The sequence below is a fragment of the Hoeflea sp. Naph1 genome (genome assembly GCF_046837775.1).
Classification (GTDB): Bacteria; Pseudomonadota; Alphaproteobacteria; order Rhizobiales; family Rhizobiaceae; genus Hoeflea.
The window spans coordinates 1414260-1438827 of record NZ_CP177286.1 but is presented as its reverse complement, the minus strand read 5'-3'; the positions used below and the strand labels follow the sequence as shown (position 1 = coordinate 1438827).

Annotated in this window: 28 protein-coding genes and 2 tRNA genes; 8 read left to right on the top strand and 22 right to left on the bottom strand. The window is 57.8% G+C overall.

Translation table 11 applies throughout. From position 1 onward, the window contains the following. Positions 1-81 precede the first annotated feature (81 nt). The 10 genes from ACK6D9_RS06800 to ACK6D9_RS06755 form a co-directional block, all read right to left on the bottom strand. A tRNA-Phe gene (locus tag ACK6D9_RS06800) sits at positions 82-157 on the bottom strand. A 353-nt stretch (positions 158-510) separates the two neighbouring features. Continuing rightward, positions 511-711 carry a DNA gyrase inhibitor YacG gene (gene yacG, locus ACK6D9_RS06795; protein WP_412051105.1) on the bottom strand — a complete coding sequence of 67 codons (201 nt, stop codon included), beginning with the start codon at positions 709-711 and terminating at the stop codon, positions 511-513. A 4-nt stretch (positions 712-715) separates the two neighbouring features. After that, positions 716-1336 (bottom strand): Maf-like protein, encoded by a 621-nt coding sequence (locus ACK6D9_RS06790; protein WP_322987747.1) that lies wholly within the window; start codon positions 1334-1336, stop codon positions 716-718. 22 nt (positions 1337-1358) lie between these two features. After that, on the bottom strand, positions 1359-1577 hold the full coding sequence (gene infA, locus ACK6D9_RS06785) for a translation initiation factor IF-1 (protein ID WP_004435948.1): 219 nt from the start codon (positions 1575-1577) through the stop codon (positions 1359-1361). Between the two features lie 100 nt (positions 1578-1677). Further along, on the bottom strand, positions 1678-2148 hold the full coding sequence (locus ACK6D9_RS06780; protein WP_322987748.1) for a low molecular weight phosphatase family protein: 471 nt from the start codon (positions 2146-2148) through the stop codon (positions 1678-1680). Between the two features lie 8 nt (positions 2149-2156). Then, on the bottom strand, positions 2157-2633 hold the full coding sequence (locus ACK6D9_RS06775) for a UPF0262 family protein (RefSeq protein ID WP_412051104.1): 477 nt from the start codon (positions 2631-2633) through the stop codon (positions 2157-2159). After that, the gene (gene hisD / locus ACK6D9_RS06770; RefSeq protein ID WP_412051103.1) at positions 2630-3946 is read right to left on the bottom strand and encodes a histidinol dehydrogenase; all 1317 of its coding nucleotides are present in this window, start codon (positions 3944-3946) and stop codon (positions 2630-2632) included. Before hisD ends, ACK6D9_RS06775 begins: the two co-directional genes overlap by 4 nt. 35 nt (positions 3947-3981) lie before the next feature. Beyond that, positions 3982-4419 (bottom strand): DUF2948 family protein, encoded by a 438-nt coding sequence (locus tag ACK6D9_RS06765; RefSeq protein ID WP_412051102.1) that lies wholly within the window; start codon positions 4417-4419, stop codon positions 3982-3984. A 179-nt stretch (positions 4420-4598) separates the two neighbouring features. Further along, positions 4599-5888 (bottom strand): UDP-N-acetylglucosamine 1-carboxyvinyltransferase, encoded by a 1290-nt coding sequence (murA, locus tag ACK6D9_RS06760; RefSeq protein ID WP_412051101.1) that lies wholly within the window; start codon positions 5886-5888, stop codon positions 4599-4601. Positions 5889-6005: 117 nt separating this feature from the next. Continuing rightward, positions 6006-6230, bottom strand: a complete 225-nt coding sequence (locus ACK6D9_RS06755; RefSeq protein ID WP_412051100.1) for a hypothetical protein — start codon at positions 6228-6230, stop codon at positions 6006-6008. A 346-nt stretch (positions 6231-6576) separates the two neighbouring features. Between ACK6D9_RS06755 and ACK6D9_RS06750 the strand changes: the two genes are divergently transcribed. The 3 genes from ACK6D9_RS06750 to ACK6D9_RS06740 all read left to right on the top strand — a co-directional run bounded on the left by ACK6D9_RS06750 (position 6577) and on the right by ACK6D9_RS06740 (position 8265). Further along, positions 6577-6651: transfer RNA gene (locus tag ACK6D9_RS06750), tRNA-Thr, on the top strand. A gap of 128 nt (positions 6652-6779) precedes the next feature. After that, positions 6780-7058, top strand: coding sequence for a DUF6538 domain-containing protein (locus ACK6D9_RS06745; protein WP_412051099.1), 279 nt, complete (start codon positions 6780-6782; stop codon positions 7056-7058). Positions 7059-7114: 56 nt separating this feature from the next. Next, positions 7115-8265, top strand: a protein-coding gene (locus ACK6D9_RS06740) for an IS3 family transposase (protein ID WP_412050733.1) whose coding sequence is annotated in 2 segments (ribosomal slippage) — positions 7115-7364 and positions 7364-8265 — 1152 coding nt in all. Because the reading frame shifts where the segments join, the coding sequence is not laid out codon by codon here. Between the two features lie 236 nt (positions 8266-8501). Here ACK6D9_RS06740 and ACK6D9_RS06735 read toward each other — a convergent pair. The 3 genes from ACK6D9_RS06735 to ACK6D9_RS06725 all read right to left on the bottom strand — a co-directional run bounded on the left by ACK6D9_RS06735 (position 8502) and on the right by ACK6D9_RS06725 (position 10864). After that, positions 8502-8846 (bottom strand): DUF423 domain-containing protein, encoded by a 345-nt coding sequence (locus ACK6D9_RS06735; RefSeq protein WP_412051098.1) that lies wholly within the window; start codon positions 8844-8846, stop codon positions 8502-8504. A gap of 366 nt (positions 8847-9212) precedes the next feature. Next, positions 9213-10496 carry a type II toxin-antitoxin system HipA family toxin gene (locus ACK6D9_RS06730; protein ID WP_412051097.1) on the bottom strand — a complete coding sequence of 428 codons (1284 nt, stop codon included), beginning with the start codon at positions 10494-10496 and terminating at the stop codon, positions 9213-9215. Further along, positions 10496-10864 (bottom strand): helix-turn-helix domain-containing protein, encoded by a 369-nt coding sequence (locus tag ACK6D9_RS06725; RefSeq protein ID WP_412051756.1) that lies wholly within the window; start codon positions 10862-10864, stop codon positions 10496-10498. The genes ACK6D9_RS06730 and ACK6D9_RS06725 overlap by 1 nt, the downstream gene beginning before the upstream one ends. A 713-nt stretch (positions 10865-11577) precedes the next feature. Between ACK6D9_RS06725 and ACK6D9_RS06720 the strand changes: the two genes are divergently transcribed. Then, positions 11578-11811, top strand: a complete 234-nt coding sequence (locus tag ACK6D9_RS06720; protein WP_412051096.1) for a hypothetical protein — start codon at positions 11578-11580, stop codon at positions 11809-11811. Here the strand turns inward: ACK6D9_RS06720 and ACK6D9_RS06715 are convergent. The 6 genes from ACK6D9_RS06715 to ACK6D9_RS06690 form a co-directional block, all read right to left on the bottom strand. After that, positions 11799-12550 (bottom strand): IS5 family transposase gene (locus ACK6D9_RS06715; protein WP_412049012.1). Its coding sequence is split into 2 segments (ribosomal slippage): positions 11799-12217 and positions 12217-12550, totalling 753 coding nucleotides; the frame shifts between segments, so codons are not numbered across the junction. The genes ACK6D9_RS06720 and ACK6D9_RS06715 overlap by 13 nt on opposite strands. 526 nt (positions 12551-13076) lie before the next feature. After that, a complete protein-coding gene (locus tag ACK6D9_RS06710) occupies positions 13077-14120 on the bottom strand; it encodes a GSU2403 family nucleotidyltransferase fold protein (RefSeq protein ID WP_412051095.1) in 1044 nt (347 codons plus the stop codon). 445 nt (positions 14121-14565) lie between these two features. Next, a complete protein-coding gene (locus ACK6D9_RS06705) occupies positions 14566-14802 on the bottom strand; it encodes a hypothetical protein (RefSeq protein WP_412051094.1) in 237 nt (78 codons plus the stop codon). A gap of 83 nt (positions 14803-14885) precedes the next feature. Next, positions 14886-15125, bottom strand: a complete 240-nt coding sequence (locus ACK6D9_RS06700; protein WP_412051093.1) for a hypothetical protein — start codon at positions 15123-15125, stop codon at positions 14886-14888. Between the two features lie 165 nt (positions 15126-15290). Next, positions 15291-15884, bottom strand: a complete 594-nt coding sequence (locus ACK6D9_RS06695; RefSeq protein WP_412051092.1) for a tetratricopeptide repeat protein — start codon at positions 15882-15884, stop codon at positions 15291-15293. A 33-nt stretch (positions 15885-15917) separates the two neighbouring features. Then, complete coding sequence (locus tag ACK6D9_RS06690; RefSeq protein ID WP_412051091.1) at positions 15918-16343, bottom strand: hypothetical protein; 426 nt, start codon at positions 16341-16343, stop codon at positions 15918-15920. Between the two features lie 302 nt (positions 16344-16645). Between ACK6D9_RS06690 and ACK6D9_RS06685 the strand changes: the two genes are divergently transcribed. After that, positions 16646-18790 (top strand): sensor histidine kinase, encoded by a 2145-nt coding sequence (locus ACK6D9_RS06685; RefSeq protein WP_412051090.1) that lies wholly within the window; start codon positions 16646-16648, stop codon positions 18788-18790. After that, on the top strand, positions 18787-19422 hold the full coding sequence (locus tag ACK6D9_RS06680) for a response regulator (protein WP_412051089.1): 636 nt from the start codon (positions 18787-18789) through the stop codon (positions 19420-19422). The genes ACK6D9_RS06685 and ACK6D9_RS06680 overlap by 4 nt, the downstream gene beginning before the upstream one ends. A 13-nt stretch (positions 19423-19435) precedes the next feature. Here ACK6D9_RS06680 and ACK6D9_RS06675 read toward each other — a convergent pair whose 3' ends face one another. From ACK6D9_RS06675 to ACK6D9_RS06665, 3 genes are read right to left on the bottom strand one after another with little or no spacing between them, the layout of a single operon-like run. Then, complete coding sequence (locus ACK6D9_RS06675; protein ID WP_412051088.1) at positions 19436-20047, bottom strand: hypothetical protein; 612 nt, start codon at positions 20045-20047, stop codon at positions 19436-19438. Between the two features lie 23 nt (positions 20048-20070). Next, on the bottom strand, positions 20071-20334 hold the full coding sequence (locus tag ACK6D9_RS06670; RefSeq protein WP_412051087.1) for a hypothetical protein: 264 nt from the start codon (positions 20332-20334) through the stop codon (positions 20071-20073). 31 nt (positions 20335-20365) lie between these two features. Next, the gene (locus tag ACK6D9_RS06665; RefSeq protein WP_412051086.1) at positions 20366-21949 is read right to left on the bottom strand and encodes a hypothetical protein; all 1584 of its coding nucleotides are present in this window, start codon (positions 21947-21949) and stop codon (positions 20366-20368) included. Between the two features lie 158 nt (positions 21950-22107). On the opposite strand from ACK6D9_RS06665, the gene ACK6D9_RS06660 reads away from it, so the two are divergent. Together ACK6D9_RS06660 and ACK6D9_RS06655 are read left to right on the top strand one after the other, a co-directional pair. After that, entirely contained in the window at positions 22108-22968 is an 861-nt protein-coding gene (locus ACK6D9_RS06660; protein WP_412051085.1) for a hypothetical protein, read from the top strand. 68 nt (positions 22969-23036) lie between these two features. Then, the gene (locus ACK6D9_RS06655) at positions 23037-24530 is read left to right on the top strand and encodes a hypothetical protein (protein WP_412051084.1); all 1494 of its coding nucleotides are present in this window, start codon (positions 23037-23039) and stop codon (positions 24528-24530) included. Positions 24531-24568: the final 38 nt, after the last annotated feature.

The following is a 24568-nucleotide window of genomic DNA, read 5'->3' as shown; positions in this document are numbered from 1 at the left end:
ACGCAATGTAGAGATCACCGACGTCGACACGCCAACAGAGCAATCAAATTGCACCGGCGTTCTGATGTGATTGAGAAAGAGTGGTGCCCGGAGGCGGATTTGAACCACCGACACGCGGATTTTCAATCCGCTGCTCTACCAACTGAGCTATCCGGGCATCATCCTGACCGCGATTGTGCGGCTTCAGGAGCTTGCCGACAGGAGCATAATTTCCATGCCGGAAGCGAGCGCGTTATAGCATCTTGAAAGCCCCTGTCCAGCACCCTTTTTTGGCTTTTTCCCTGTCGCGCAAAGAAATCCCGGAGCGGCTTTGGTCGAGGCTTGCGACACCCACCTGTTTTAACGCTGGCACGGTGCGATGCAGCCCTTTTGGTGACCGACGGGCACCATAACGGATCAAGTGCGACACGTCGCGTCTATCCCTGACACAAAGGCCTCTCACAGCCGTCAGCACTACCCACCGGGCGGGGCACACGGAGGCAAGTGGCAAAACCCGCCACAGCGCCCGCTTCAGCCGCGGTCGTCCTGGTCTTCGTCCTGGTTTTCCTCAACCTCGGTGACCGGAATCGCATAGCCGCCGACCAGCCAGCGGTTGAGGTCGACGGAGCGGCAGCGGTCTGAGCAGAACGGGTAATTGTCGCGTGTCGACGGTCGCCCGCATTCCGGACAGGGTTGCGCCTTGCGCAGCGGGGTTACCTTGGCGTCGCTCATTGCCTCAGCCCTCAAGCCATTTGAAATGCACGTCATAGCCTTCGCCGGTCAGCAATCCGACAGTTTCGTAAAGCGGCAGGCCCACCACATTGGTGTAGGAGCCGACCAGCTTGACCACGAACGTGCCGGCAAGCCCCTGGATGGCATAGCCGCCCGCCTTGCCGCGCCATTGGCCCGAGGCCAGATAGCTTTCGATCTCGACTTGCGAGAGCCGCTTGAAGCGCACCCGGGTTTCGATGATCTTCTGGCGAATCTTGTGATCCGGAGTCACCAGGCAAATACCGGTGAAGACTCGGTGGTTGCGGCCCGACAGCAGATAGAGCGCGTTCGACGCCTCATCTATCTGCTCGGCCTTGGGCAGCACCCGGCGGCCAACCGAGACGACAGTATCGGCGGCGAGAATATGAGCGTCGCGCCAGGCCGGGTCATTGCCGGTCTGGGCCAGCGCGGCCTCGGCCTTCTCACGCGAAAGCCGCCGCGCAAGCGAGCGCGGATGTTCACTGCGATGGGGCGTTTCGTCGAGATCCATCGGCATCAGCCGGTCGGGAACGATGCCCGCCTGGCCGAGCAGTTCAACTCTGCGCGGCGAACCGGAGGCGAGGATCAGTTTTTGCGATCTGGCCATGGAGTGGCGTCACACCTTTCGCCTATTTGAAGCGATAGGTGATACGGCCTTTCGTCAGATCGTAGGGTGTCATTTCAACGAGCACCTTGTCGCCTGCCAACACGCGGATGCGGTTCTTGCGCATCCGGCCAGCAGTGTGAGCGATGATTTCATGCTCGTTTTCAAGCTTTACCCGGAAGGTTGCGTTCGGCAGCAGTTCGGTGACCACGCCCGGAAATTCAAGAACTTCTTCTTTCGCCATTCAGTGTCTGTCTTTCTCGTTTAAGGGCGGCACATGATGCGCGGGCCCGAATTTTGGCCGGAACCTACACAAAGACGACCGCTTTGTGAACAAAATAGATTCAGGGGCCCAACGGCTCACGTGACCAGCTCTTGCCAGAACCGATCCGCTGCCTGAGCATGTCGCGTACCTCGCGGTAGGCGTCAAGAATGCGGTCCCGTGTGCCGGTAACGACAGTCGGGTCCGGTGTTGGCCAGTAGATCACCTCAACGGCGGTACTACCAGTCCTTTCCAGTGCCCGGTGGTGGGCTTCCGGCGCCAGCGTGACAATTACGTCGAAATAATCGTCGGCAAGCTCGTCAAGCGCCTGCGGCTGGCGCTCGCCGAGATCGAGACCAATCTCGTCGAGCACCTTGTCGACAAACGGATCGCGCTCACCGGGGCGGACGCCGGCCGAGGTAATATAGGTGCCGGCGGGCAACATCGAGCGGGCAATGACCTCGGCCATTGGCGAGCGGATGGAATTCATCCCGCACACGAACAGAATCGCGCCAGGAGCGGTTTTCTCAAGGGCAGGCGCCGGGTCCGCCATTGTGGCCTCTATCCGCGCCAGTGCAGCACGCAGACAAGCGTGAACAACCGCCGCGCGGTATCAAAGTCCATCGAGACCTTGCCATCCAGCCGGTCCATCAGCGTCTGCGAGCCTTCGTTGTGAATGCCGCGGCGACCCATGTCGATGGCCTCGATCTGGCTCGGCGACGAGGACCTGATTGCCTCGTAATAGCTTTCGCAGATCATGAAGTAGTCCTTGACGATGCGCCGGAATGGCGTCAGCGAGAGGATATGGGCAGCGATCGGGACATCGTTGTGATCGGAGATCGAAAACACCAGCTTGGAATCGACCAGCGACAGCTTGAGCTTGTAGGGGCCGTCATTGTGACCAGCGGGCTCAAAACTGTTTTCCTCGATCAGGTCGAAAATGGCAACCGCACGCTCATGCTCCACATCCGGCGTGGCACGCCCGATGGTCTCGTCGAGAACGACGTCCGAGAGCCGTTGCGTGTCCGTCGTCGTCATTCCCGGTCCCGGCCCCCATCCCAACGGTTCATCCTGATCGATACCGAACGTGCGTGGGCGTCGAGCCCTTCTGCTCGGGCCAATGTTATGGCAGCCGGGCCGAGAGACTGCAACTGCTCGGGCCCGAGCCTGAGAATCGAGGTGCGCTTGACATAATCAAGCACCGAAAGCCCCGAGGAAAACCGCGCCGAGCGCGCTGTCGGCAACACATGATTTGACCCGCCGACATAATCGCCGATCACTTCGGGCGTGTGCCGGCCGATAAAGATGGCGCCGGCATTGCGGATGCGCCCGGCCAATTCCTCGGCATCGCTGGTGGCGATCTCGAGATGCTCGGCGGCAATCCGGTCGGCCAGCGGGATCGCTGCCGGCCAGTCGGGAACCAGGATAACGGCGCCGAAATCGGCCCAGCTGCGCCGCGCGGTCTCCGACCGGCTGAGCGTTGAAAGCTGCCGCTCCACGGCGGCAACAACCGAATCGGCAAAGCCCGCGTCGCAGGCCATCAGGATCGATTGCGCGCCGGCATCGTGTTCGGCCTGAGCCAGCAGATCAGCGGCAATCCAGTCCGGATCATTGTCAGAATCGGCCATCACCAGCACTTCGGAAGGACCGGCAATCATGTCGATGCCGACAGTGCCAAAGACCTGACGCTTGGCTGCGGCCACCCAGGCGTTGCCGGGACCGACGATCTTGGCCACCGGACGGATGGTTTCGGTGCCATAGGCAAGCGCTGCGATCGCCTGGGCGCCGCCGATCCGGTAGATCTCATTAACGCCGGCGATGCGGGCGGCGGCGAGCACCACCGGGTTGAGAGCGCCGTCACGCGCCGGCACCACCATGACGATGCGCTCGACGCCGGCCACCTTGGCGGGCACCGCATTCATCAATACCGAACTCGGATAGCTGGCGGTGCCACCCGGCACATAGAGGCCGACGGCCTGGATCGCAGTCCAGCGCGAGCCAAGCTCGACACCCAGCGCATCGGTGTAGCGGTCGTCTTTTGGCATCTGCCGGCTGTGATGGCTGGCGATTCGGTCATGGGCGAGTTCAAGCGCCGCGATCACATCCGCATCGGCGGCCTGATAAGCGGCCTCGATTTCAGCGGCAGTGACCGCCAGTCCGAGGGTGCGGGTATCAATCCCGTCAAAGCGCCTGGAAAAATCATGCAGGGCCGCATCGCCGCGCGCCCGCACTTCGTTGATGATGACGCGCACATCGGTTTCGACGTCTTCGGAGACCTCGCGCTTGGTGGTCAGGAACGCTGCGAATCGGGCTTCAAAATCCGATTGCCGGTAATCAAGCCTCAGTACCAATGCCCCTGCTCCTCTGTCACGCCAATATGTCTGCCTTAACCGCTGACCGGATGGCGCGGTTTGAATTTCGTTTCCCAGCCGCCACCGATATCGGCGAGCTGAACCTCGATGCAGGCAACGTCGAGCCGGATCGTGGCGTCGCCGGCCAGAACCAATTCGATAACGCCGGCCGGGGCTTCTTCGCCTGCCAGAAACTGCAGCGCAAGCAGCGAATGCACCTTGTCTGTGTCTTTGAGATCAACGCCGCGCGACTTGACCGCATCAACCTGCTTGATCACCAGCACGGCACGCCGGCGCTCAAAGGTTTTCTTGGTTTTCCCCTCTTCCCAGACGAAGCGGTTGGCCTCGAGGGTGAAGCTGCGATCCTTGCCGAAAAAGGCGGTGTCGCCGGTCTTGAATACCGCGTCCTGCAGGCAAGCGGAGATCACGGCCAGATCGGTTTCGTCAAGCGCCATCAGTTTCAGACTGTCCATGAATTCCTCGGATTTTCCAGGTTTGCGACGCCGCCCGCCGGAGCATGTGCGAGCGCTTGTTGCACTGCAAGGTAAGTGCGCCAGGGCCAAAGCGCAATGCGGCGAAGGTTGAGAGCGTGGATTTGCCTCGTTCCTGCCCCTACCCTTACCCCGGCGTCGCCCTCACCCGAGCCCGGGCGTCAGCTGCTGATTCGTTCGACGATGGCGCCGCAATTGGTGAGCTTCTCTTCCAGCCGCTCGAACCCGCGGTCGAGATGATAGACCCGGTTGACGGTTGTTTCGCCTTCGGCTGCCAGGCCGGCAATCACCAGCGAGACCGAGGCGCGCAGATCGGTTGCCATCACCGGCGCACCGCGCAGTTGCGACACTCCGGTCACCGTCGCCGTCTGGCCCGACAGCGAGATCTTCGCTCCCAGCCGCGCCAGTTCCTGCACGTGCATGAAACGGTTCTCGAAGATCGTCTCGGTGATGTGGGAGACACCGTTGGCACGAGTCATCAGGGCCATGAACTGCGCCTGCAAATCGGTCGGGAAACCGGGAAACGGATCGGTTGTCACATCGACCGGCAAGATATCCCCGCCATTGCGGCGGACGCGGATACCGCCCGCTTCGGGCGTGATCTCGACGCCGGTGCGGCGCACGGCCAGCAGTGCGTTTTCGAGCAAGTCCATCGAGGTGTTTTCAAGCAGCACATTGCCACCGGTCATCGCCACGGCCATGGCGTAGGTGCCGGTCTCGATGCGGTCAGGCAGCACCCGGTGGCGCGCGCCCGACAACGATGCCACGCCATCGATGACCAGCGTCGAGGTGCCTGCGCCGGAAATCCTGGCGCCCATGGCGTTGAGGCAATTGGCGAGATCGACCACTTCAGGCTCACGCGCCGCGTTTTCGATGATTGTCTGGCCCTTGGCCAGAGTTGCCGCCATCAACAACACATGCGTGGCGCCAACGGAGACCTTGGGAAACACGTAGCGCGCGCCGATCAGCCCCTTGGGGGCACGGGCGTTGACATAGCCGCTTTCGATGTCGATCTCGGCGCCCAGCTGCCTGAGGCCATCGATGAACAGGTCCACCGGCCGTGTGCCGATGGCGCAGCCGCCTGGCAGCGAAACCTTGGCTTCGCCCATGCGGGCCAGAAGCGGGCCGATGACCCAGAAGCTGGCGCGCATCTTCGACACCAGTTCATAGGGCGCGATGGTGTCGACAATGGTGCGGGCGGTGAAATGCACCGTGCGGGCATAGGCCCCGCCCTGATTCTCGCGCTTGCCTACCACGGCGATGTCGACGCCATGATTGCCGAGAATGCGCTGGAGCTGCTCGACATCGGCCAGATGCGGAAGGTTCTCCAGCGTCAGCGTTTCGTCGGTCAACAGCGAGGCAATCATCAGCGGCAATGCTGCGTTCTTGGCGCCGGATATCGGAATGACGCCATTGAGCGGGTTTCCGCCAACGATCCTGATGCGATCCATGCTGTCCTCGTGGGTTTCGGACCGAGCCCCTGTGCTGGCGGCGGGTTCCTGAGAAATTACTGCGGCGCTGTTTAGACCATCCTCGGGAATGCGGCAACACGAAGGACCAGCGTCAGGTTAATCGACCTTGCCACCCTCATCACGGGCAGCCGGCAGGCCGTCGGTCTCGTCAGCGCCGCCATCGCGGCGGGCGCGGGTCTGGGATTTGCGCCGTTGCAGATTGGCGCGCAGCTGCTCGGCACGGCGTGCGGCGCGGCTGGCAGCCTGGCGTTCTGCTTCGGTCCCGTATTGTGGGGTCCCGTGTTTTGCGGTCTGGGGTTTGGGCGATTTTGTTTCGGTCATGACCAGCCTCCGATAGCGCAAATACAGCTTGAGGTGAAGAGACAGCGCAATGGGCCGTTAGCCAGCCAGTGCCGTTTCGGCCGCATCGCTGAATGCGCGCGGCTTGTCCGGCCCGCCCACCAATCCACATGGCGTTACGGCGGGGCCGGTTTTCAGGCCCGTGATCCAGTCTCGCGCAGGCAATTTCAAAACTGCCTCACCAATCGCCCGTTTGTGCTTGCACTCATGTCCAAGCTGTGGCAATAGCGGGCCGCTTCAGCCGTTTTCATCCACTCGAAAATTGCACAAGCGCGACACGGAGACGGATCGGCGCCAAGGCATCGACAATTCGGATCTGACGCAAAGGGCTGCCGTAGCTCAGGGGTAGAGCACTCCCTTGGTAAGGGAGAGGCCGAGAGTTCAAATCTCTCCGGCAGCACCATTTGCAAGCATTGAAAATGCTAGGAAACCCGGTTCTCAACGACTCTGTAACCGCCTTTGGGTACACAAGGTGGGTCCACAGCCATGGTTTTGAGAATGATAAATCCCACCAGAGACAGACGTACGGGAATGTACAGACTTCGCAAGAGCGGGCCCGAATACCTGCAGCCGATCCTCAACAAAAAAGAGACCGTGAAAAGCCTCGGCACGAAGGATGTCAGCGAATCGCGGCTCCTTTTCGCCAGGGTCGCAGCTGAGATCGAAGAGCGTTTTGCCACCTTGCGCGCAGGCATCACAACACTGAGCGAACGCGATGCGTCAGTCATGGCTGGCAAGATTTATCGTCAGAAAGTCACGGGCAATATCAATGACCTTGGCAACTTATCTGAGCCGTGGGTAGATGTCTGAATAGCCCCTAGATTCATAGACGCCTTCTTCCCTAAATTTGAGGCAAGGAGGCCATCATGAGCACAGCCAAATTCAGTGACGATTTCAAACGCGATGCTGTTCATCAGATCGTTGAGCGGGGTTATCCGGTTGCGGAGGTTTCGAAACGATTGGGTGTCAGTTCCCATTCGCTTTATGCGTGGAAGAAGCGGTTCGGGAAGTCAGGGTCCCGCGATGGTTCTGTCGACGAACAGGCTGCCGAAGTTCGGCGGCTGAAGCTTGAACTGGCGCGTGTGACGGAGGAGCGGGATATCCTAAAAAAGGCAACGGCGTACTTCGCGCGAGATGCAAAGTGAAGTACGTGTTCGTAGCAGAGCATCGCCCGCTGTTCTCGGTGCGTGCGATGTGCCGCTCCCTTCGCATCCAACCCAGCGGCTTCTATGCCTGGCTGAAGAACCCGCTGAGCAATCGGGAGCGGGAAGACGCCCGTCAGACCGAACTTCTCAGGAAGGCGTGGAAGGACAGCGGTAAGGTCTATGGCTATCGCAAGCTTCACGATGACTTGCTGGATCAGGGTGAGACGTGCTGCCCGAACCGCGTTGCACGTCTGGTCAATTTGGCGGGTATCAAAGCGCAGATCGGCTACAAGCGTCGACCTGGCAGCTATGGCGGCAAACCTTCTGTAGTCGTCGACAACACGCTGGACCGCCAGTTCGACGTGGCAGTGCCGGACAAGGTCTGGGTCACCGACATCACCTACATCAAGACCAATGAGGGTTTCGCCTATCTGGCCGTCGTGATCGATCTCTACTCCCGCCGCGTCGTCGGCTGGTCGATGCAAAGCCGTCAGACAACGGACGTCGTGCTGCAGGCTTTGCTCATGGCTGTGTGGAGACGAAAGCCGACGAGCAAGGTGTTAATTCATTCAGACCAAGGCTCTCAGTTCACCAGCATCGACTGGGCATTGTTCCTAAAGCATCACAATCTGCAACACTCAATGAGCCGGCGCGGAAACTGCCATGACAATGCCGTCGCAGAGAGTTTCTTCAACCTGCTCAAGCGTGAACGGATAAGACGTAGGACCTATCGGACCCGAGAAGAAGCCAGGAGGGATGTGTTCGACTACATCGAGATGTTCTACAACCCAAAGCGTAAGCATGTGAGAAACGGGTTGCTGTCGCCCGCCGAGTTCGAACGGCAGCAGAAAACGAGGACCGAGGGCGTCTAGAAAACTCGGGGCTATTCAGTCCAACAGTGGAGAGACGGGAAGATGGCCAGGAAGACACAGAGGCAGCGCGCCGAGCTAACTACGACCGAAATGCACAAATTCCGGCCGCTTAGTCTTTCCGCAGCAGTTGAATTTAGAGAGCCAAGGTCCCAATAGCGACCGGCCGGGGAATGGTTTTCTGCAATTCGACTCGTCTCAAAATTGCAACAAAACCATCTCCTTACCAACAAATCTGCTTACCGGGATTTGTTCATCAATTCGGAAACCGCAATCACAAGCCAACCGCCGATCATTGCCATACCTCCGAAAGGTGCAGCCATTGAAAATAATCGCGTGTCGGCAAAATGGCGCATCAGCAGATCGCCGCAAAACAACGCCAGCCCAAGGCACAGAAGGCCAGCACCGGCGCTTCGGATCCGACTGGAATTTCCGGCAAGGCCCAGCGCCACAAAAAGGGGTGCGTGAAACAGCAGGAATTGCGCAGCCGTGGTGACATTGCCACCGCCTGCATGGGCACCATAGGCTGACAATGCAACACCTGATGCTCCCATCAAGCCGCCCGCAAAAATGAGAATGGTCATGGCGTAAATTCCAGTCGTTTAATGATGCAAATGAATACCAACGCTCTTTTCACCAAACGAGCCTCGCTCATCATGCCGTATGTCATCGGCGGTGTCTTTTAGAAGGGCTCTCAAAGAATTGCGATATTGACCGGGATCGGATGCACATTGCCAAACAGGTACCATCCCGAACTGATCATATCAGGCCACGAGTTTGTGTCCGAAGCTTCAGTTTGGGAGAAATCGTTGGTTTTCACATCAGGTATTGCCTTTAGCTGCAGGCAAGGAACGGACGCCCGATAAGTTCACAACATCGTTGAAATCTATTCGCCATATATACCATATTAACATATTATATAAGCCATATATGGCGACTTGTTGTTCAAGCTACAAACTGAGCGCCCGTTCCATTTCATCATGTTCGAATGCGGGCTCCAGGCTGCGCAAGTCTGTGCCCGTCACACCATGGTTGCGCATGATGTCCTTCCAGCTGTCCTTGATCTGCTGCGCCATTGCCCGCGCCAGCTCTCTGGCTTCGTCTGCGTCAAGGTTGAAAAACACGGCCGCCTCAAGCGCAAGCGCAATCGAGGCGGCGAACGGTTCACCTTCGATGATGGCCGTTTTGAGAAGGCGGTGGCGTTCCGGCTGCGGGTTGACATCAAAAAGTTGAGAAAGGCTCCATTGGCCCTCACCGGCATAGACAAAACCGTGGTTCTTGAGATGGTCGTCTGTGTTCGACACCAGAATAGTGAACACGATCCGCGACCAGAGTTCCCGCAGGTCTGTAAGCGGGTTGTCGCTGTGTTGCTGGATGAATTGGGCCAGGTCGGTGTAAGCACCCTGCTCACTGCCGTGTCGTTCAAGCGCTGTTCGCGCCGAGATGTAGGGGATGCGCGCTGTACCCTCTCGATCAAAGCGCCGGATGAGGGCAATGGGACTCGTGGTTCGTTCCAGCATCAGCCGGGCGTCGGGGGCATTCAGGCCGACAGCGCGGGCAAGCTTCAAGGTTGCGACTTCGATGCGCTCGACCGGGCTGGCGTCACCCGCGGACGAGAATTTTGCGATCCAGAGCTGACCTTCGTCCAGCACATTGGCCTTGGGCCTTGCGCCGCCGATCGAACCACCGGCTCCGGCCATCTGGCGCAGAGCTTCGTTTGAAACTTCGCCACCTCGTTCAATGCTGACAGAGATGGCCTGCAACTGTTCCAGGTCGATAAGTTGCGGAACCGGAACAGCGCCCTCTCCTGTGATAATCCGCCCCTGACTATCGCAGAAACGCAGCGCGCCTTGACGTGTGGTGTCGTCGGTCAGGGTTAGCATGTCGAACTCGCTGAGACCGGCCCCATAGAGGCGCTCCATCAACATACGACCCCAGGCGTCCGGAGCGGCATCTTGCAACACACCGGGCAGGCTCTCACGCTGATCGCCTCCCCGACCGGAGGAAGCGAAGAACGGCGCAAGACCTAGCGGCAGATCCGGGGCGATGGCAAAGCCGAGGGAATCTTCAACCCAGTCCCGATCGTAGCTGAACTCGGAAAACTGCCTGCTGCGTTCGAACGAAAATCGTAGCTTGCCCACACGCAACAGGCTGCGGCCGAGGTGAACCTCGGCTTCTTGTGGGCCGGGGGCGGAGCGGCCGCGTAAGGACCGGGATTGATCAGACGGCATCATCAGAAGGATATCCCCTTGCGTGCGCCCGCCTTTTTGTCAGAAGCGTCTTGTAGCTCGATCGTCTCGTTTTGCTTTTGAATGGGCTTGCCTGATTTGAAGGAACGTCCGCGCTTTGGCACCGCCTCAAGTGCGCGCGATAGGCCCACGGGATCGTTTTCCGGAGACATCAGATCCGCCAGGACCGCCGGACTGCCGAGCGCCGCAAGTACAGAGGCAAGATTGCCAATGCCAACCCCGGGATCGCCTTTCTCCAGACGCATCAATGTGCGTTCCGAAACATTGGCGCGCATCGCCAGTTCCGCCATAGTAAAGCGCCGCGCAAGTCGAGCCTGGCGGATGTTTTGCCCCAAATCGGAGAGAGATCGCATTGCTCTCAAGGTTGACATAAGCGCCTCATACGGCAGAATTACACATACAATCCGTCGTATATGTCTGTTTATAAGTCGTCAAGCAAGAGTTCGCCCCATGCTGGCAATGTTAGGAGGCTTAATGAACGCTCCAGTAAACGGCCCTGACAGCGCCGCTCTATGGAGTCGCGGTTCTAAAAGGCGCCCGCACGATCCCTGTTTCGTTCAAATCGCTTCCAGACCGGGAAATCGCGATTCCCATCTCGGCTCTTTCGATTCTGCAGTAAACACCGTTGCCGTTTGATGGGTATGCCTGCTTTGCGAGCCTGCCCGCCAGCCGATGGGGGGTGCATTGATCACAGCGGGGCCGGCTGTAATTTGAGAGCTCGTGCTACTTCATATCCCTCTTCCCTGCCGGGCGTGATCCCGCAAATTGCGGGGTTCGATGTGACTATAACCTTTCTCGCCATTTCCGGACTGTGCAACGCAAAGCTGAAGCCTGGTGCACCCTGCCGGGGACCGGTTTCAATGTGCCCAGCAATCAACACGAAGCGTCACAACATGCTGGCAACTCGAAACAACTCATCTCAATTTATCCTGCCGCGATTCTGAACCCTGCTCCGACGATTCCATACGGGGATTTTGCGATTCTTCGACAAACGGCGTTTGCAAAGACAGCCTGTTGTGCGGGATGATGGTGCGTGGGTGAATGTCCTACACAGGGAGGCAGGGAAATGGCCAGGAAGACACAGAGGCAGCGCAGTGAAGAGCAGCGTGTTCGTCAGGCGGAGATCCGCAAGGCTGCCCGGAATGCCCGGCGGCCGGACCGGGACGACATTGCACGGAAGCTGCTGTGGCAGATGATATCCGGCATTCAGAAGAAGAGCGCGGACAAACGCGACATGCTGGACAAGCTGCGCAACCAGATTGTCGATGGCCTAGGGGCTGTTGACGTTTACCGTGTGTGAATGAGCGTTGCGGCAATTGAGATGAAGGCTTTGAAACTCTGGTCGGTTTTGCAAGAGCGCATTGCTATCCCTCTGTTTTCCTTCAGTTTGCCAAAGTAGTTTTCGATCAAATGCCGCCATTTGTAGGTTTCCTTGTCGAACTCTGCCGGGAACCTCCGGTTGGATTTTGGCGGTATGACCGGGGTTATGCCGCGATCCAGCAGGCCATTGCGCAGCCAATCCGCGTCAAAGGCCCTGTCCGCCAGCAAATATCCGGCGGACAAGCCGCTGATCAACGCATCGGTCTCGCGCAGATCATGAGCTTGCCCTGGCATCAGACAGAAATCGACGAGATTACCGAGCGCATCCGTCAGAGCCAGTATCTTTGTCGTTATGCCGCCGCGTGAGCGTCCAATGGCCTGGCAGAGAGTCCCCCTTTTGCGCCCTGACCCGAGCGATGAACCTTGACGATAGTACCGTCGATCATTGCGTATTCCAGATCGGCGTCTGAGGCTAATGCTTTGAACATACAATAGAAAGCATCCGCTTTGACCCATCTGCGGAACCGCTTGAATACAGAATTCCATTTGCCAAACTCACCCGGCAATTCGCGCCATTGCGCGCCCGTGCGGACGATCCAGAGGACTGCCTCCATGAAAAGTCGTGGGTCACGTCCGGTTTGTCCGGGATCGGTGGTTTTACCCAGGCAGTATGGTTCGATGATCGCCCATTGCGAATTGGATAGGACTCTTCGGGTCAAGGTTGATCTCCTCCGTTTGCAACCTTGAATCAGAAGTCAGGTGATTTGGGAATCCCGAACGTCAACAGCCCCTAGAAACCCAAGGCTTCGATGTCCGGGAATCCGAGGAGGTGTTTGAGGGCCTCGTCGAACGATATGCCAATGGCATCTTCCCGTTCCGCCGCAAGCTGCATCTCAATTCCGGGGCCGACGAGATCGAATAATGCGGTCTTTCGCATTGTACAATGAGAGCAAAAGGGATGCTCCTTTGGGTTCCTGTGAACTCCACAGTGGTCTTGGCTTGATCGAATTCCGACGGCTAAACTTGTTCCTGTGCGAACGGCGTTGTCCAAATTTCTGCTGTCTTCCCCCCGTTACTCTCTACAACGGCGTTTACACAGGAATCGCATTCACCTACCCGATCGCGATTTTCTGGACGCAGGAGAACAATACGTTGCGAGCGTTGTAAAAAATGCACCCCGAGTAAAGGCAATCCTCCACACTCACTTATGAGAACCGCAGCCGATGGCCGTCTCTTGCTTTGGTGCTACCCAAGCGCAGCAGCAAGCGCTGCCTCACCGGCCTTTGACATCATTGCCCTCCCCGCCAGGATCGCTGTTTGCCAAGACGGCCCGCGGTCCCATGCCTCCTGATAGGCTTCCGCAAGATCGGAACCCCGACGAGTTTCAACAAGTGCCTCACAGAGGAATGAGGCCTGAGCGATGTCCTTGCTTTTTTTAAGCGACCCAGAACCTTCCGACTTGCGCCGGCTCGCGATGATCATCTTGTGGATGGCATATCGCTCCGGCGACGGCACAACGACGCTCACGCCGGCTTTATGCAGCATTACAGTTCGGACTGGCTCATAGATCAGATAATCCATAAACCGCAACGGAGTGGCCGCAGCGCCGCCGAGTGCGGGCATCAACGAAGGCTTGTCAGTGTTGTCATCACTTCCCCGATTACTGGTCAGGAACTCGACACGAAAACCTGCAGCAGTTGTGAATGCTGCTACCCTGACCTTGTCGCTGTGATGCGGAACCGCCCGAAAGGTTGGATCGACTGTCTTGAGCAGCTCGATGATCGGCGGCAAGCTGTCCTTGACCTCCGCGGAGATTGCAAAATCCTGGGCAAAATCCACGTCTCCGGTTTGAAGCATGGCATTGGGCAGCCGCACGCCGAGGATTCCGCTATAGCAATTGAAAGCGGCAGTGCCGACCAGGACGGCCCGGAGCCGAAAGAGGCCCGCATCCGCCAGGGCCTCGATCACATCACCGGCCATCGGATTGGGGCCGCTCATTCCAGCATCGCGTTTCAATGTCGAAACGAACTTGCGGCGCGTCTTCAGACTATCCTTGATCTCTCGGAATCTCGCTACCCGCTCGGTCAGCGCGAGGTCTGATTTTGGGCCAACATAGCGACGTGTGTTCTTCCCATCGATTGGCTCATCGAAATACCAATATTCGCGGTCTTTGACCCGTACAGGCACGAAACGCCCCGAGAAAGGAAAATCGGCCTGGAACTGGGCATCGAAAGATCGATCCGCGAGTTCGGCCAGCATCGTTTGATACATCAGGTCGATGTGTTTCATGGCGGGTTTTTCTCGATTTCGAAGCACGGTATACCTAATACACATAAATAGTATAACGAGCAGTGGATTATGTCAAAATCAATCTACCGTAGCGCGAAGCTGGTTTGATTGAGGAAATGTCAGCCCGAGGAAACCTCTGGAGTACCAAGGTTGCCTGCACCACTAAAGCTGGCGGAAATCAGATGTGGAACTGTCCCGTTCTGTGCCGTCCAATAGCCGATTATCCGCGTTGACATTTCAAAGGCCCGTTGGCCAGAGCGACCAGGTGAGAGCTCAGGGTTCGGGGAAGGGAGATTGTCGAAACTGGTGTCGTCACAGAGGCTTGTTTTGCGCCAGACAATCGATCTGATGCCCGTTACGGCTTAACCGCCCAATTCAATCCCAACCGGATGAACAACCTCGACTGCAGTGGCAAGACTAGGTTCCGCCGTCCGACCCACCAACGTCAGCAATGCGCCCCCAAGCCAGTCGTTCCCGACCTAAACCCCAGCTCCCGTAAGCAGCCATTCGCTGCGCTCCACAACAGCGTCCTGATCCGGCCGATGCTGTTGAAGAAGCCGTTGCGGCGGCGCACCACCCCTATGCTTTTGCTAATTGTATAAAGATTGGCGAATGCCGCCATGATGGCAGTCGCAATCGGCAACCGGCGCAACTCCTTTACGATTTCGATTTGGAGCGCCATGCGCACAACAATCACATGCACCGCGAGATCGACCGGCTACGAGGCGACAGCGGGGCCTTGTCCCCGGCGTATCGCACCTAATGCTAGTCCCCTTCGCGGACGGCTTCGTTCTGGCTAGGCTTGCCTGTTATGGGTGCCACAGTGTCAGCGATGCGCGTCAGCAGCTGAAGGCCGCGACCGATAGCCAGCCATAGCCAAGCCTGGACGAAGAGATAGATTGACCATTGGAGCGGAAACACCCCGCCATTTTGTGTGCTCCAGTAGAGCAGATACGCCGATGGGATTATCGTGATCCCGCCTAACCCATAAAACACGTAGTGCATCAATGTCTCCGCTCCGGGCTCGCTGCAACGCCAAGCGTTGGCCCATCACCATATCTCGTTCGTATTCTTGCAGTTGCTGCCACCACAAAGCAGGCGCGACAACAGCGCGGTCGACGGCATCACCGCCATCTACCGTCAACATAGGATGTTCGTCGCGCTTACGGTTTACAGGCAATTCTTGTAATGGGTGCTGATGCACTCCTGCGACAGGCGTTGGGCTTTTTCGATCTGTGCCTGTGTCATACCGGAAGCGGCCATGTCGCGGTTTTCTTTTGCTTTTTCTTCACCTTGCGAAGCTGCAAGATCGAACAACACATACGCAGTCACCAGATCTTCTGGCACCCCGCGCCCCCTGGCGTACATGACGCCCAAATTGCTCTGTGCTTTTGCGTAGCCCTGTTCGGCAGCCAGATGATACAATCTCAACGCCTCGGTAAAATCCTGTACCACCCCTTGGCCATTGGCATAGCTGAGGCCAAGGCTATTCTGCGCGATCGCATATCCTTGTTCCGCGGCCAAGCGATACCATTTCACTGCTTCGACATCGTCTTTCGCCACCCCTTGCCCATCAGAGTACATGGAACCAAGGATGTATTGAAACTTGGTGTCACCCTGTTCGGCAAGGGGTGTCCACAATGTCAGTGCTGACGCATAGTCGCCGCTATTGTAGGCCGTCCAACCATCTTCTTTCGACCCGGCAGTCACGCTGCCCATAAAAATGAACGAGAGTGCGAGTGCGGCAAGGCAACGTTTCAACATTGTGTTCTCCAATCGTAACGAACTTCAAAGCACCTAAAGACAGCGGCGATAGACCCGCGGATCATCCCAACGGGCGCGTCCGGTGGCCAGATCGACGGTGTAGCTGAAGAATTCGTCCGGATTGGTCCAGACGGCAATCAGGCTGGAGCCAGTCGCAGGAAACCATACTGTGCGTCCCGAGAATTCGGTCAACTCGAAAGCAACTTTCTGGCCTGTAGACGATACGTAGACCAGACTTTGCTCACCGGCCGGCTGTAACAAAACGGGCGCTTCGCAGGTTACCGGCGGGTCGCCGTTGATCATGCCGTCCCCCTCAGGGAAGCCAATCTCCCATGCGCCAGCAAAGGCGGAGGACTGACCATTTGGGATCTCAGCAACACCCTCGCGCGGGAATTGCGCGTAGGAAGGTTCGCCCAGCGTCAGAACAAGCAGCATCGTACTGGAGAGATGGCGCAGCACGGTCGGCCTCCTAAAGGTTGGTGAGTGCTCAAAAGTCGAAGACTGCATTGCCGCAATTGCCGAGCATTCCCGTTTCATGGGCAGGCCCGGAAGTTGCATCCATGGTGATGCGCTGGGCGCCAAACCGGTGCCGATCGATTTGGCAGTTTGCGGCAATAAACAGACACGTCGTTTCCCCGGCCCATAAAAAATATGTGTGACGAAACTAGGCAATTGACTGGCTCTGTGGCATCCCCTGTTTAGAGGAGTGGGACGAGGGCATGAACACGGGAGTGTTTAGGTCTGAAAGGGAGGGGCCCAAAATGCGAACACCGGCCTTTCTCATGCTTGTCGTGCTTCTGGGGCTATCCATACTGGCCGCTGCAAGCGCTCTGTTCGTCGCCGTCAATCAGCCATGGCTGGGGGTCGTATTGTCACCGGGTGATGACGGTTCCGTTGTCATTTCGCGGGTGCAACGCACTGATTTCGAACCAAATCTAAATGCCGGCGAACGACTGGACGCAATCGGGTCCAAGAGTACCGGAAGTATCACCGTCAGCGCCATCGACATTGTTGAAGAACCTGACACGCTAAACTCCTATGAAGCGCTCAATGCCTTTCGGGTACGGCAGTCTGCACTGTCCGGTATCCAGAACCAGAATCGTGTCTGGCTCGATGTAACCGGCGCCAGCGGCGGCGCGCATCGCGTCCACATTGCGCCCTTCACCGCTCGGCCCGCATGGTCCCTCCCCTTCGAATTCTGGCTGCAGTTGTTCGTGGGTTGCGGCGGACTGGTGCTCGGCGGTTGGGTCTGGGTCCTGCGTCGGCGCGAAGCCGGGCCGTTCTACTTTTTCATATCAGGAGTAGGCCTGATGGCGTCCGCACTTTCAGCCGCAATTTACGGAACGCGTGAACTCAGCATGCCAAAGGACCTGCTGATCGTCCTCTCGGGGATAAATTATGCAGGAACAGTGTCGTTTGGCGCAGCCATTATCTGCCTGCTGGCGGTCTATCCAAAGCGCATCGCCTCTGATCGCCAGTTGATTGTGATCTGGGTGGCAACAGCCTTGGCGACCGGTATCACCGTAGGCCAGCTGCCGCTTTTTCAATACCTGGGCATTTATCCGGTTATGGTCGTCCAGTTTGTTGCAATCGGTGCGTTGATTGCCATTCAGCTGTACCTGAGCCAAAGGAACCCTGTGGCCAGGGCCGCCCTGGGTTGGTTCGGGCTGTCTATCCTGGCTGGTACAAGCGTGTTTGTCTTTGCCATCGCCACACCGCTGCTGATTGGCCTGGAACCCCAGGTTTCCCAGGCGTCGGCCTTCGGTGTCATTCTGCTGATCTACGCCGGCGTGGCCCTCGGTGTCGCGCGCTACAGATTATTCGATCTTGATATGTGGGCATTCAGGCTGGGCTCCTATTTCGTCGGGGCCATGCTGCTTGTCGGGCTGGATGCATTCTTGATCTATGGCGTTGCTGTGGAGCGGATGCCCGCCTTCGGCATCGCCCTGCTCGTTGTAGGGTTGGTTTACCTTCCCCTTCGCAATGCCATTGGTGCCCGGCTAAATCATAATCTGAACCTTACCAAGCAGACCTTCCCCCAACTTGTCGAAATAGCGCTGGAGCGGACACCCGACCGACAGATCGCCCAGTGGCATACTCTGCTGACCGAACGCCTGAACCCTCTCACGATTGAAACTGCGCCCACGGTACCAAAGGTCGCACTCGTCGAGGATGGTCAGGGACTGCTCATCCCGGGACATTTGAATCTGCCGTCACTCATATTGCAGTTTGCCAATGGCGGGCGGCGGCTGTTTTCCCAGCGCGATGTCGATCAGGTACAGAACCTTGTTGACCTGATCACTCACGCGATAGACAGCAGCGACGCCCGCGAACAAGGCGTGCGTCAGGAGCGGACCCGCATTGCCCGGGATCTGCATGACAACATTGGTGCCCAGCTGCTACGCACCCTTCACACTCCGGATCTGCAGCGCAAGAATACGATAGTCAGTGAGACCCTGGCAGATCTGCGCGACATCATCAGCAATGCGCAGGGCAATGGCATGGCGCTTGATGAGGTGCTGGCCGAGTTGCGCTACGAGACCAATGAGCGCCTCGCATTGGCGGGGCTTCAGTTGCGATGGCACTACTCAGGCAATGCGGATGTCGGCATCAGCGCAAGGCGTGCCCACACGTTGCGCTCGGTCGTGCGAGAATGTGCCAGCAATACAATTCGACACGCACAGGCCACCGAGTTGTGCATAGAAATTACCGAGATTAATGGCGAAATTGGCCTGACTGTATCCGACAATGGCAAGGGCTTCGACGAAGCTGCCCCCAAACGAGGCCGAGGGTTGAACAACATCTATTCTCGAATTTTGGGAGAAGGTGGTTCGCTGTCGATTACAGGGACAGCAGGCACTCGCATTGACGCCTGTTTTCCCCTGCTTGAAGGAGGGCTCAGTTGATCCGCAATCTGCTCATTGTCGAGGACGTCGCCGAGGCAGCTGAGTGGCTGACAGGCATTGCGCAGGACGCCTTCCCCAGTGCGGCTATCAGCATCGCGCAAACCGTTGCCGGTGCGCTTGCCAAGGTTAATGAACTGAACTGGGACATGGCGTTGGTCGACCTGGGGCTGCCAGACGGTTCAGGTCTGGATGTCATCCGACGCATTCGCTCGCTATCTCCTGATACTATATGTGTGGTCACCACAGTTCTGGGCGAGGATGCGCATATCGTCGCCGCCCTCTCTGCGGGCGCGCAGGGCTATCTGCTCAAGGGGCAGCCAAGTACATTGATCCAAAGGCAACTGCTTCAACTGGAACAGGGAATGCCTGCCCTCTCGCCCACGATAGCCCGGCGTATCATGGAGCACTTCCAGCGCACCGGACCTATTGATGGCGACATCGAAAAACTGACTTCGCGTGAACTCGACGTGCTCACGCTCGTTGGCAAGGGGCTTCGCAATGCCGATGTAGCATTGGCTCTGGGACTGGCTGAAACCACCATTGCTACCCACATCAAGGCGATCTATCGCAAGCTCGGCATATCGACACGAGCCGAAGCAGCCCGGCACGCGATCCGGATGGGGTTGACGTGAAGCGACGTGGGACTCAAGGCCGGACTTTGGCGCGTGGCTCCGGCAAGCACTCCACCAGGGCAAAAACACCACGCGGAATGGGGTCCCGATCTGCGGTGGCGTCTTCTGTCAGAGCCTGCGGCTGATACCACAGCGTCAGACCAATTTCGGGTGCCATGACATAGGCTGGCGCAGGCTCACCTGACAGCGGTGGCTCGAAAAGGAATGTCAAATCGGCGTCGAGTGAATAGAATCGCAGGGAACTCCAGATCTCGGCCGCGGCGGGATCTGCATCTTCGTCCAAATATTGCTGCAGCAATTCTCGGGGGGCAGCCCCCTCGGCAGACGCAGCGACCGGGTCGCTGACCGGATGGAGCGTCATACCGCTATAGCCATTTGAAACCGAAAAGCTGAACCAATAGGTTCGCTGCGTCGTGGTAAGATAGAGATAAAGGTTGGATGCCGCCGAAATGAAGGTGGTTGCTGGAATAAAACCTATCTCCAGCGGCCCGTCATCGGACTGCAGCCGGTACACGGCTTGCTCGGCTGAACATTCCAGCTCGGGCGGATGCGCCGCTACAGGCGCGACCGTCATACATAGGCCCAAAGCGCTAACTTTTAGGCCGCGGAAAACGCGAAACAACATGGAGGAATTCCCGACTTGCCCCATCATTTGCTGAAAAGGAAGGTGAGAGCCGAAAGCGCCATGAGCAAAGCCGTCAGCACTGAAAATCCCAGGCGGTAGCGGCGGTAACGTGGGTCTACCAGACCTCCTCGAAATGCTTCAAAAGTCGCTGACATATTTGGCAGAGTGCGACCAGAAATCGCTACGGCATCAGCCCGCAATGCAAACAGCCAGCGAAACGCCAGAACAGTCCACACCAGGAACACGCTGCCTTGGATGGCAAGAAATATCGGTAGCAGGGAATTCAATAGAAGATTCCGATCATCGTGACACCCAAGCTTACGGGCAGCCAAGTCCACGGCCGTTCAGCCTGAAACTACACGCAATTTTTTCCTGCTCCATCAACGCGGCGTTCATGTCCACCGGCATGTCAGGGGTCTCGATACGCAGCACTGCGGTAGCGCCGGCATCGCCTTTCAGTCCTACCCATAAATACGGACGGCCCGAGTCGTAAAGCCCGCCAACGACGAACCCGTTGTCATAGTCAGCGGCCAACGTGACACCGACATCATGGCGGTTGGCGTGCTTTTGTCTGGCATTGGTGTAGAGTAGGTCACTTCCCGTTTCGACGATGATCTGATGCTCGCCTTGTTTTATGATCTGAACCTTCTTGCTCTGGCCAAGGAGGGTCATGGGAAGTTCGGAGACCGGAAAGTCGGCTGCCTCATCCAGAATGCCAGTCTCATTGAATCGGGCAAATTTGCGCAACGGCAGATAGTCCATGAATTTTACGAAGTCGCTCTCGACAGGCCCGACGACGTCGACAAACAGCTGGCTCATACTGCCCTTCTGCATATTCCGGCGGGTTGGCTCACCTCCGGTACCCATGGTCGACCAGCCGTCGGTACGATTGAACAATGACACGAGCGGACTTGCAGCTCCTGTGAGGCCGGGTGCTGTATAAAGTGCCAAGTCAATGTCGCCGCCACTCTCGAACTGCCCCTGTGGCAAGGCGCAATAGCTGGCTTCGAATGGAGTATTGGCCTCCAGCCGAAATCCATCAAGGATTTGACCTTGTTCAGTGTTCGCCAGGTTCATATCGGGTTCCAGCGATATCGCTCCCATAACGGCTTCAGGCAAGGTATTCAGGTGATGCGCGAGCAGGTTGATGCAGGCATTCCGGATCGCGCTGGCCGTATTGCTGTTCCAATAATGGGGCGGCGCGGGCGGCAATTGCGCCCACAACAAAGTGTAATCCCCGCCGGAGACGATGTCGTAGGTTTGCGAAGGTCCCATACGCACGATATGGCTCAGCACATTGGGATTGACGTTCCAATCAACCAGTTGCTGGATCATCAGCGAGATGTCGTCGCGGCTGGCTCCGAGCACTTCATCCAGGCCGAACTGGGCCACCAGACCATCCAGCGAGTCCGGCGCGAAATACGGCGCGTGAAACCCGAGAGTGCCACCCGGCTCGATCATTCTGTCGATATAGGCATCCACGCCCTCCTGCGAGGAGTGACCGGAACCGCCAAGAAAAGCGAAAGCGCAGGCTGAGTAACAATGCGCGGTTTCTTCAACGACGGTGGCGATTGCCCGCTCACGCATCAACGCCGCCAACCGCAACCCCTCAATATAGTTCCCCCCCGGGCTGTTAAGCGTCACTACCGCGCAATTGCTGCCATCCGGTTCCAGGGCGTCTGGGGTACATTCGACGAACTTGTCTATCAGAGAGGCAAGAGCGGCGGTATCCCCCTCAACCACCGGCCCATCGAAATGAAACTGCGGCACAAAACGGTCGGCAGAATAATGCAACGCAACAAAAGAGACGTTGGCAGCCATGACTGGCAAAGCCGCGGTGCACAGCGCAATCGAAGCCAAGTAACCAACAACAATATTCTTTGACCATTTGAATAGTCGCATCATCCCCGCCCGATCTGTTTTTCTTCAAACATATCGAGGCGACAGGCGGGCCCGCTATCCCCCATTCGGGGGAGAGCTTGGGAATGGATAATCAGCCTAGAGTGAATGCGCGCGAGTGCCTGCAGCCCGCGTGTCGTTCAGTTTATGAGGAGTGTCGCGTGTCCAAGGTCAATCTTTCTTCCTGTGTTTCCTGCGCGCTGCGCTGGGGGGCCGCGCTGATGTTATCAGGCGGGGTCAACATTGCGGCTGCACAGGCAGAAACAGTCGAATTGGGTAATGGAGCTTCGGTAACTATCGAGGAATACCTGATCGAAACCGATCCGAATGGGCACAAGACGCTGGTGGTTCGTACCGTGCCGAATTTTGACCCTGAACCATTTGGCAAAGTTCCCTCCGATGATTATGCGCGTCAGGTACGTCCGCTCTGTACAAACCTCGTTAATCATAGTGCCGCTGCTATCGACGAAAATGACATTGATACCGTCCGGGTCCGTTGGGACTTCCCCCCCTCCAAGTCTGACGATGATCTGCCCGAGAACATGACGCTAACGCGCTTTCACGAGATGGTGTTTGATATTACTGACGACGCGCCGTGCTTGCCAAAACCGCTTGGCGTGGGGCTGAACAATCTGACACCGGAACTGAGCGGTGGCATAGTTGCAACGCTGCGTTGGGCAGAACCTGGACTGACGCCAGGTGAGCTCTCTCTCACTTACGCCGTAGACTCGGGGCTGGCGGATATCTCCGTCTCGGCTCTCGACCGTACCGCCTTGGAATTGTGCATCTTGCATGCCGATTTGTTGTTGGAGACCCGAGCCCGCTATTATTCGCAGCTTGAGAGCCGAACTGTTGCAATCACCCTTGAACAAGAACAGGAAAAGCCGGGGTTTGAATTACTGCGCCGCGTCAAATTCCCGGTTCGGGATGGCAAGTGCGCGACGGGCCTCAGCGAAATGTTGACCGACGCCATCCGAGCGAAAGCAATAAGGTTTGCGGAGAATCCGTCTGACTCAAACTAGGCCCCCAGCTTGGCAAATTGTCCGGGGAGATGATGCCAGGGGGATACCGATTTCGAAGGAAATATCTGATGCGGTTGGTGTTCAGTCTCGTGTTTGCCATTTGGCTCGGCGCCACGTTGTCACCGGCGTTGGCACAAGATGATGTTGACATGCATGCCCTCAATGAGGCTGGCAAAGCCGCATTGTCCAGCGGCGACGTGGCCACCGCAGCGCGCATCTTCCAGCAATTGGCTGATGCTGGCGATCCCAATGGCATGAACAATCTGGGCTTGCTCTATTACACCGGCCAAGGTGTCCCCAAAGACCCAGCATTGGCGTTTTCGCTGCACAAGCGCTCCGCCGACCACCCTGCAATGGTCAAGCCGCAAGCCAGCTACCACACCGGCATGGCTTATCTTATGGGCGACGTGGTGCCGCGGGATTTGGCCATCGCACTGAGCTATCTTGAGCGGGCAGCGGCGATGGATTTTGGCCCGGCTGAGTACGAGATGGGACTGCTCTACCTGACCGAACCAACCATCGCGGATGCGACCAAGGCGCTGCGGATCTTCCAAAGCGCCGCTATCCACAATTCCCCCGCCGCTGCCTACGAGGCGGGACGGATGATTGCCACGGGGCAAGGCACCCCTGCTGATGTCATCATGGCCTTGGACTATCTTCATGTTGCGGCCGACTCGGGTGTTCCTGACGCCTATTATCTGCTGGGCCTGCTGGCAGAGTGGGATTATCGCGAAGGCGGGCCCATTGATGCAGCCGTGAAATGGTACGAAAAGGCCGAGGCAGCCGGCATCGAAGAGGCGGCCAGTCGTCGGTGGGAGATGCAAACCATGGGGCCGCCCTCTAATGCCAAGCAAGCCGAATATCGCCTCAACCGCGATGATCCGGCAGGTGCCTACCCTTTCCTGGTCCAGTCTTGCGGCAACAACGAAGTTTACGGCTGTTACTATCAGGCTGTTGCTCTGGCCGATGGTCGTGGCACCCAGCAAGATCGCTTCACGGCGATGTCGATGTTTGACAAGCTGTGTGCCGACACCGCAGATTATGGCTGCGCCGAATTTGCACGAACCACCTTGCTTTTGGGGGGCTCGGCCGACGCAACACGCAATCAGACGGCGCAAAGCATCTTTCGCGATGAATGCAGCACCGGCGATCAATCAGCCGACGCCTGTTACAGTGTGGCGCTGATGAGCTGGGATGACAGTTTTGGTTTGCGCAGCGAACCTGTTGCGCGGCAATATGCCGAAATATCCTGCCAGATGCGCAGGACCAACAATGAAGCCTGCCAGATGCTACGTCATTTCCAGATCGAGGATAGCTGGAAAGATTTTGGCAAACAGAGCGCCTCAAGCAAACCGGCCAAACCCAATTTCTTCGAAGGCCTGCTGTACGGCCTGGTCGTTGGCGCACAGCAACAAACCGGCACCGGCGGCAATGCAGCGACCCAATATGGCGAGGCCGCACGTCAGCGGGAAGCCGCCCGCACCCAATTCGCTATAGAATCCATGCGCCCCGGCTCCCGACACTACGGCTCATGCCCAACGGTCAATTCACCCGGTTGCTAAGGCGTCCCAATTCTGAGTGGACACTGGAGTTGCCCCCT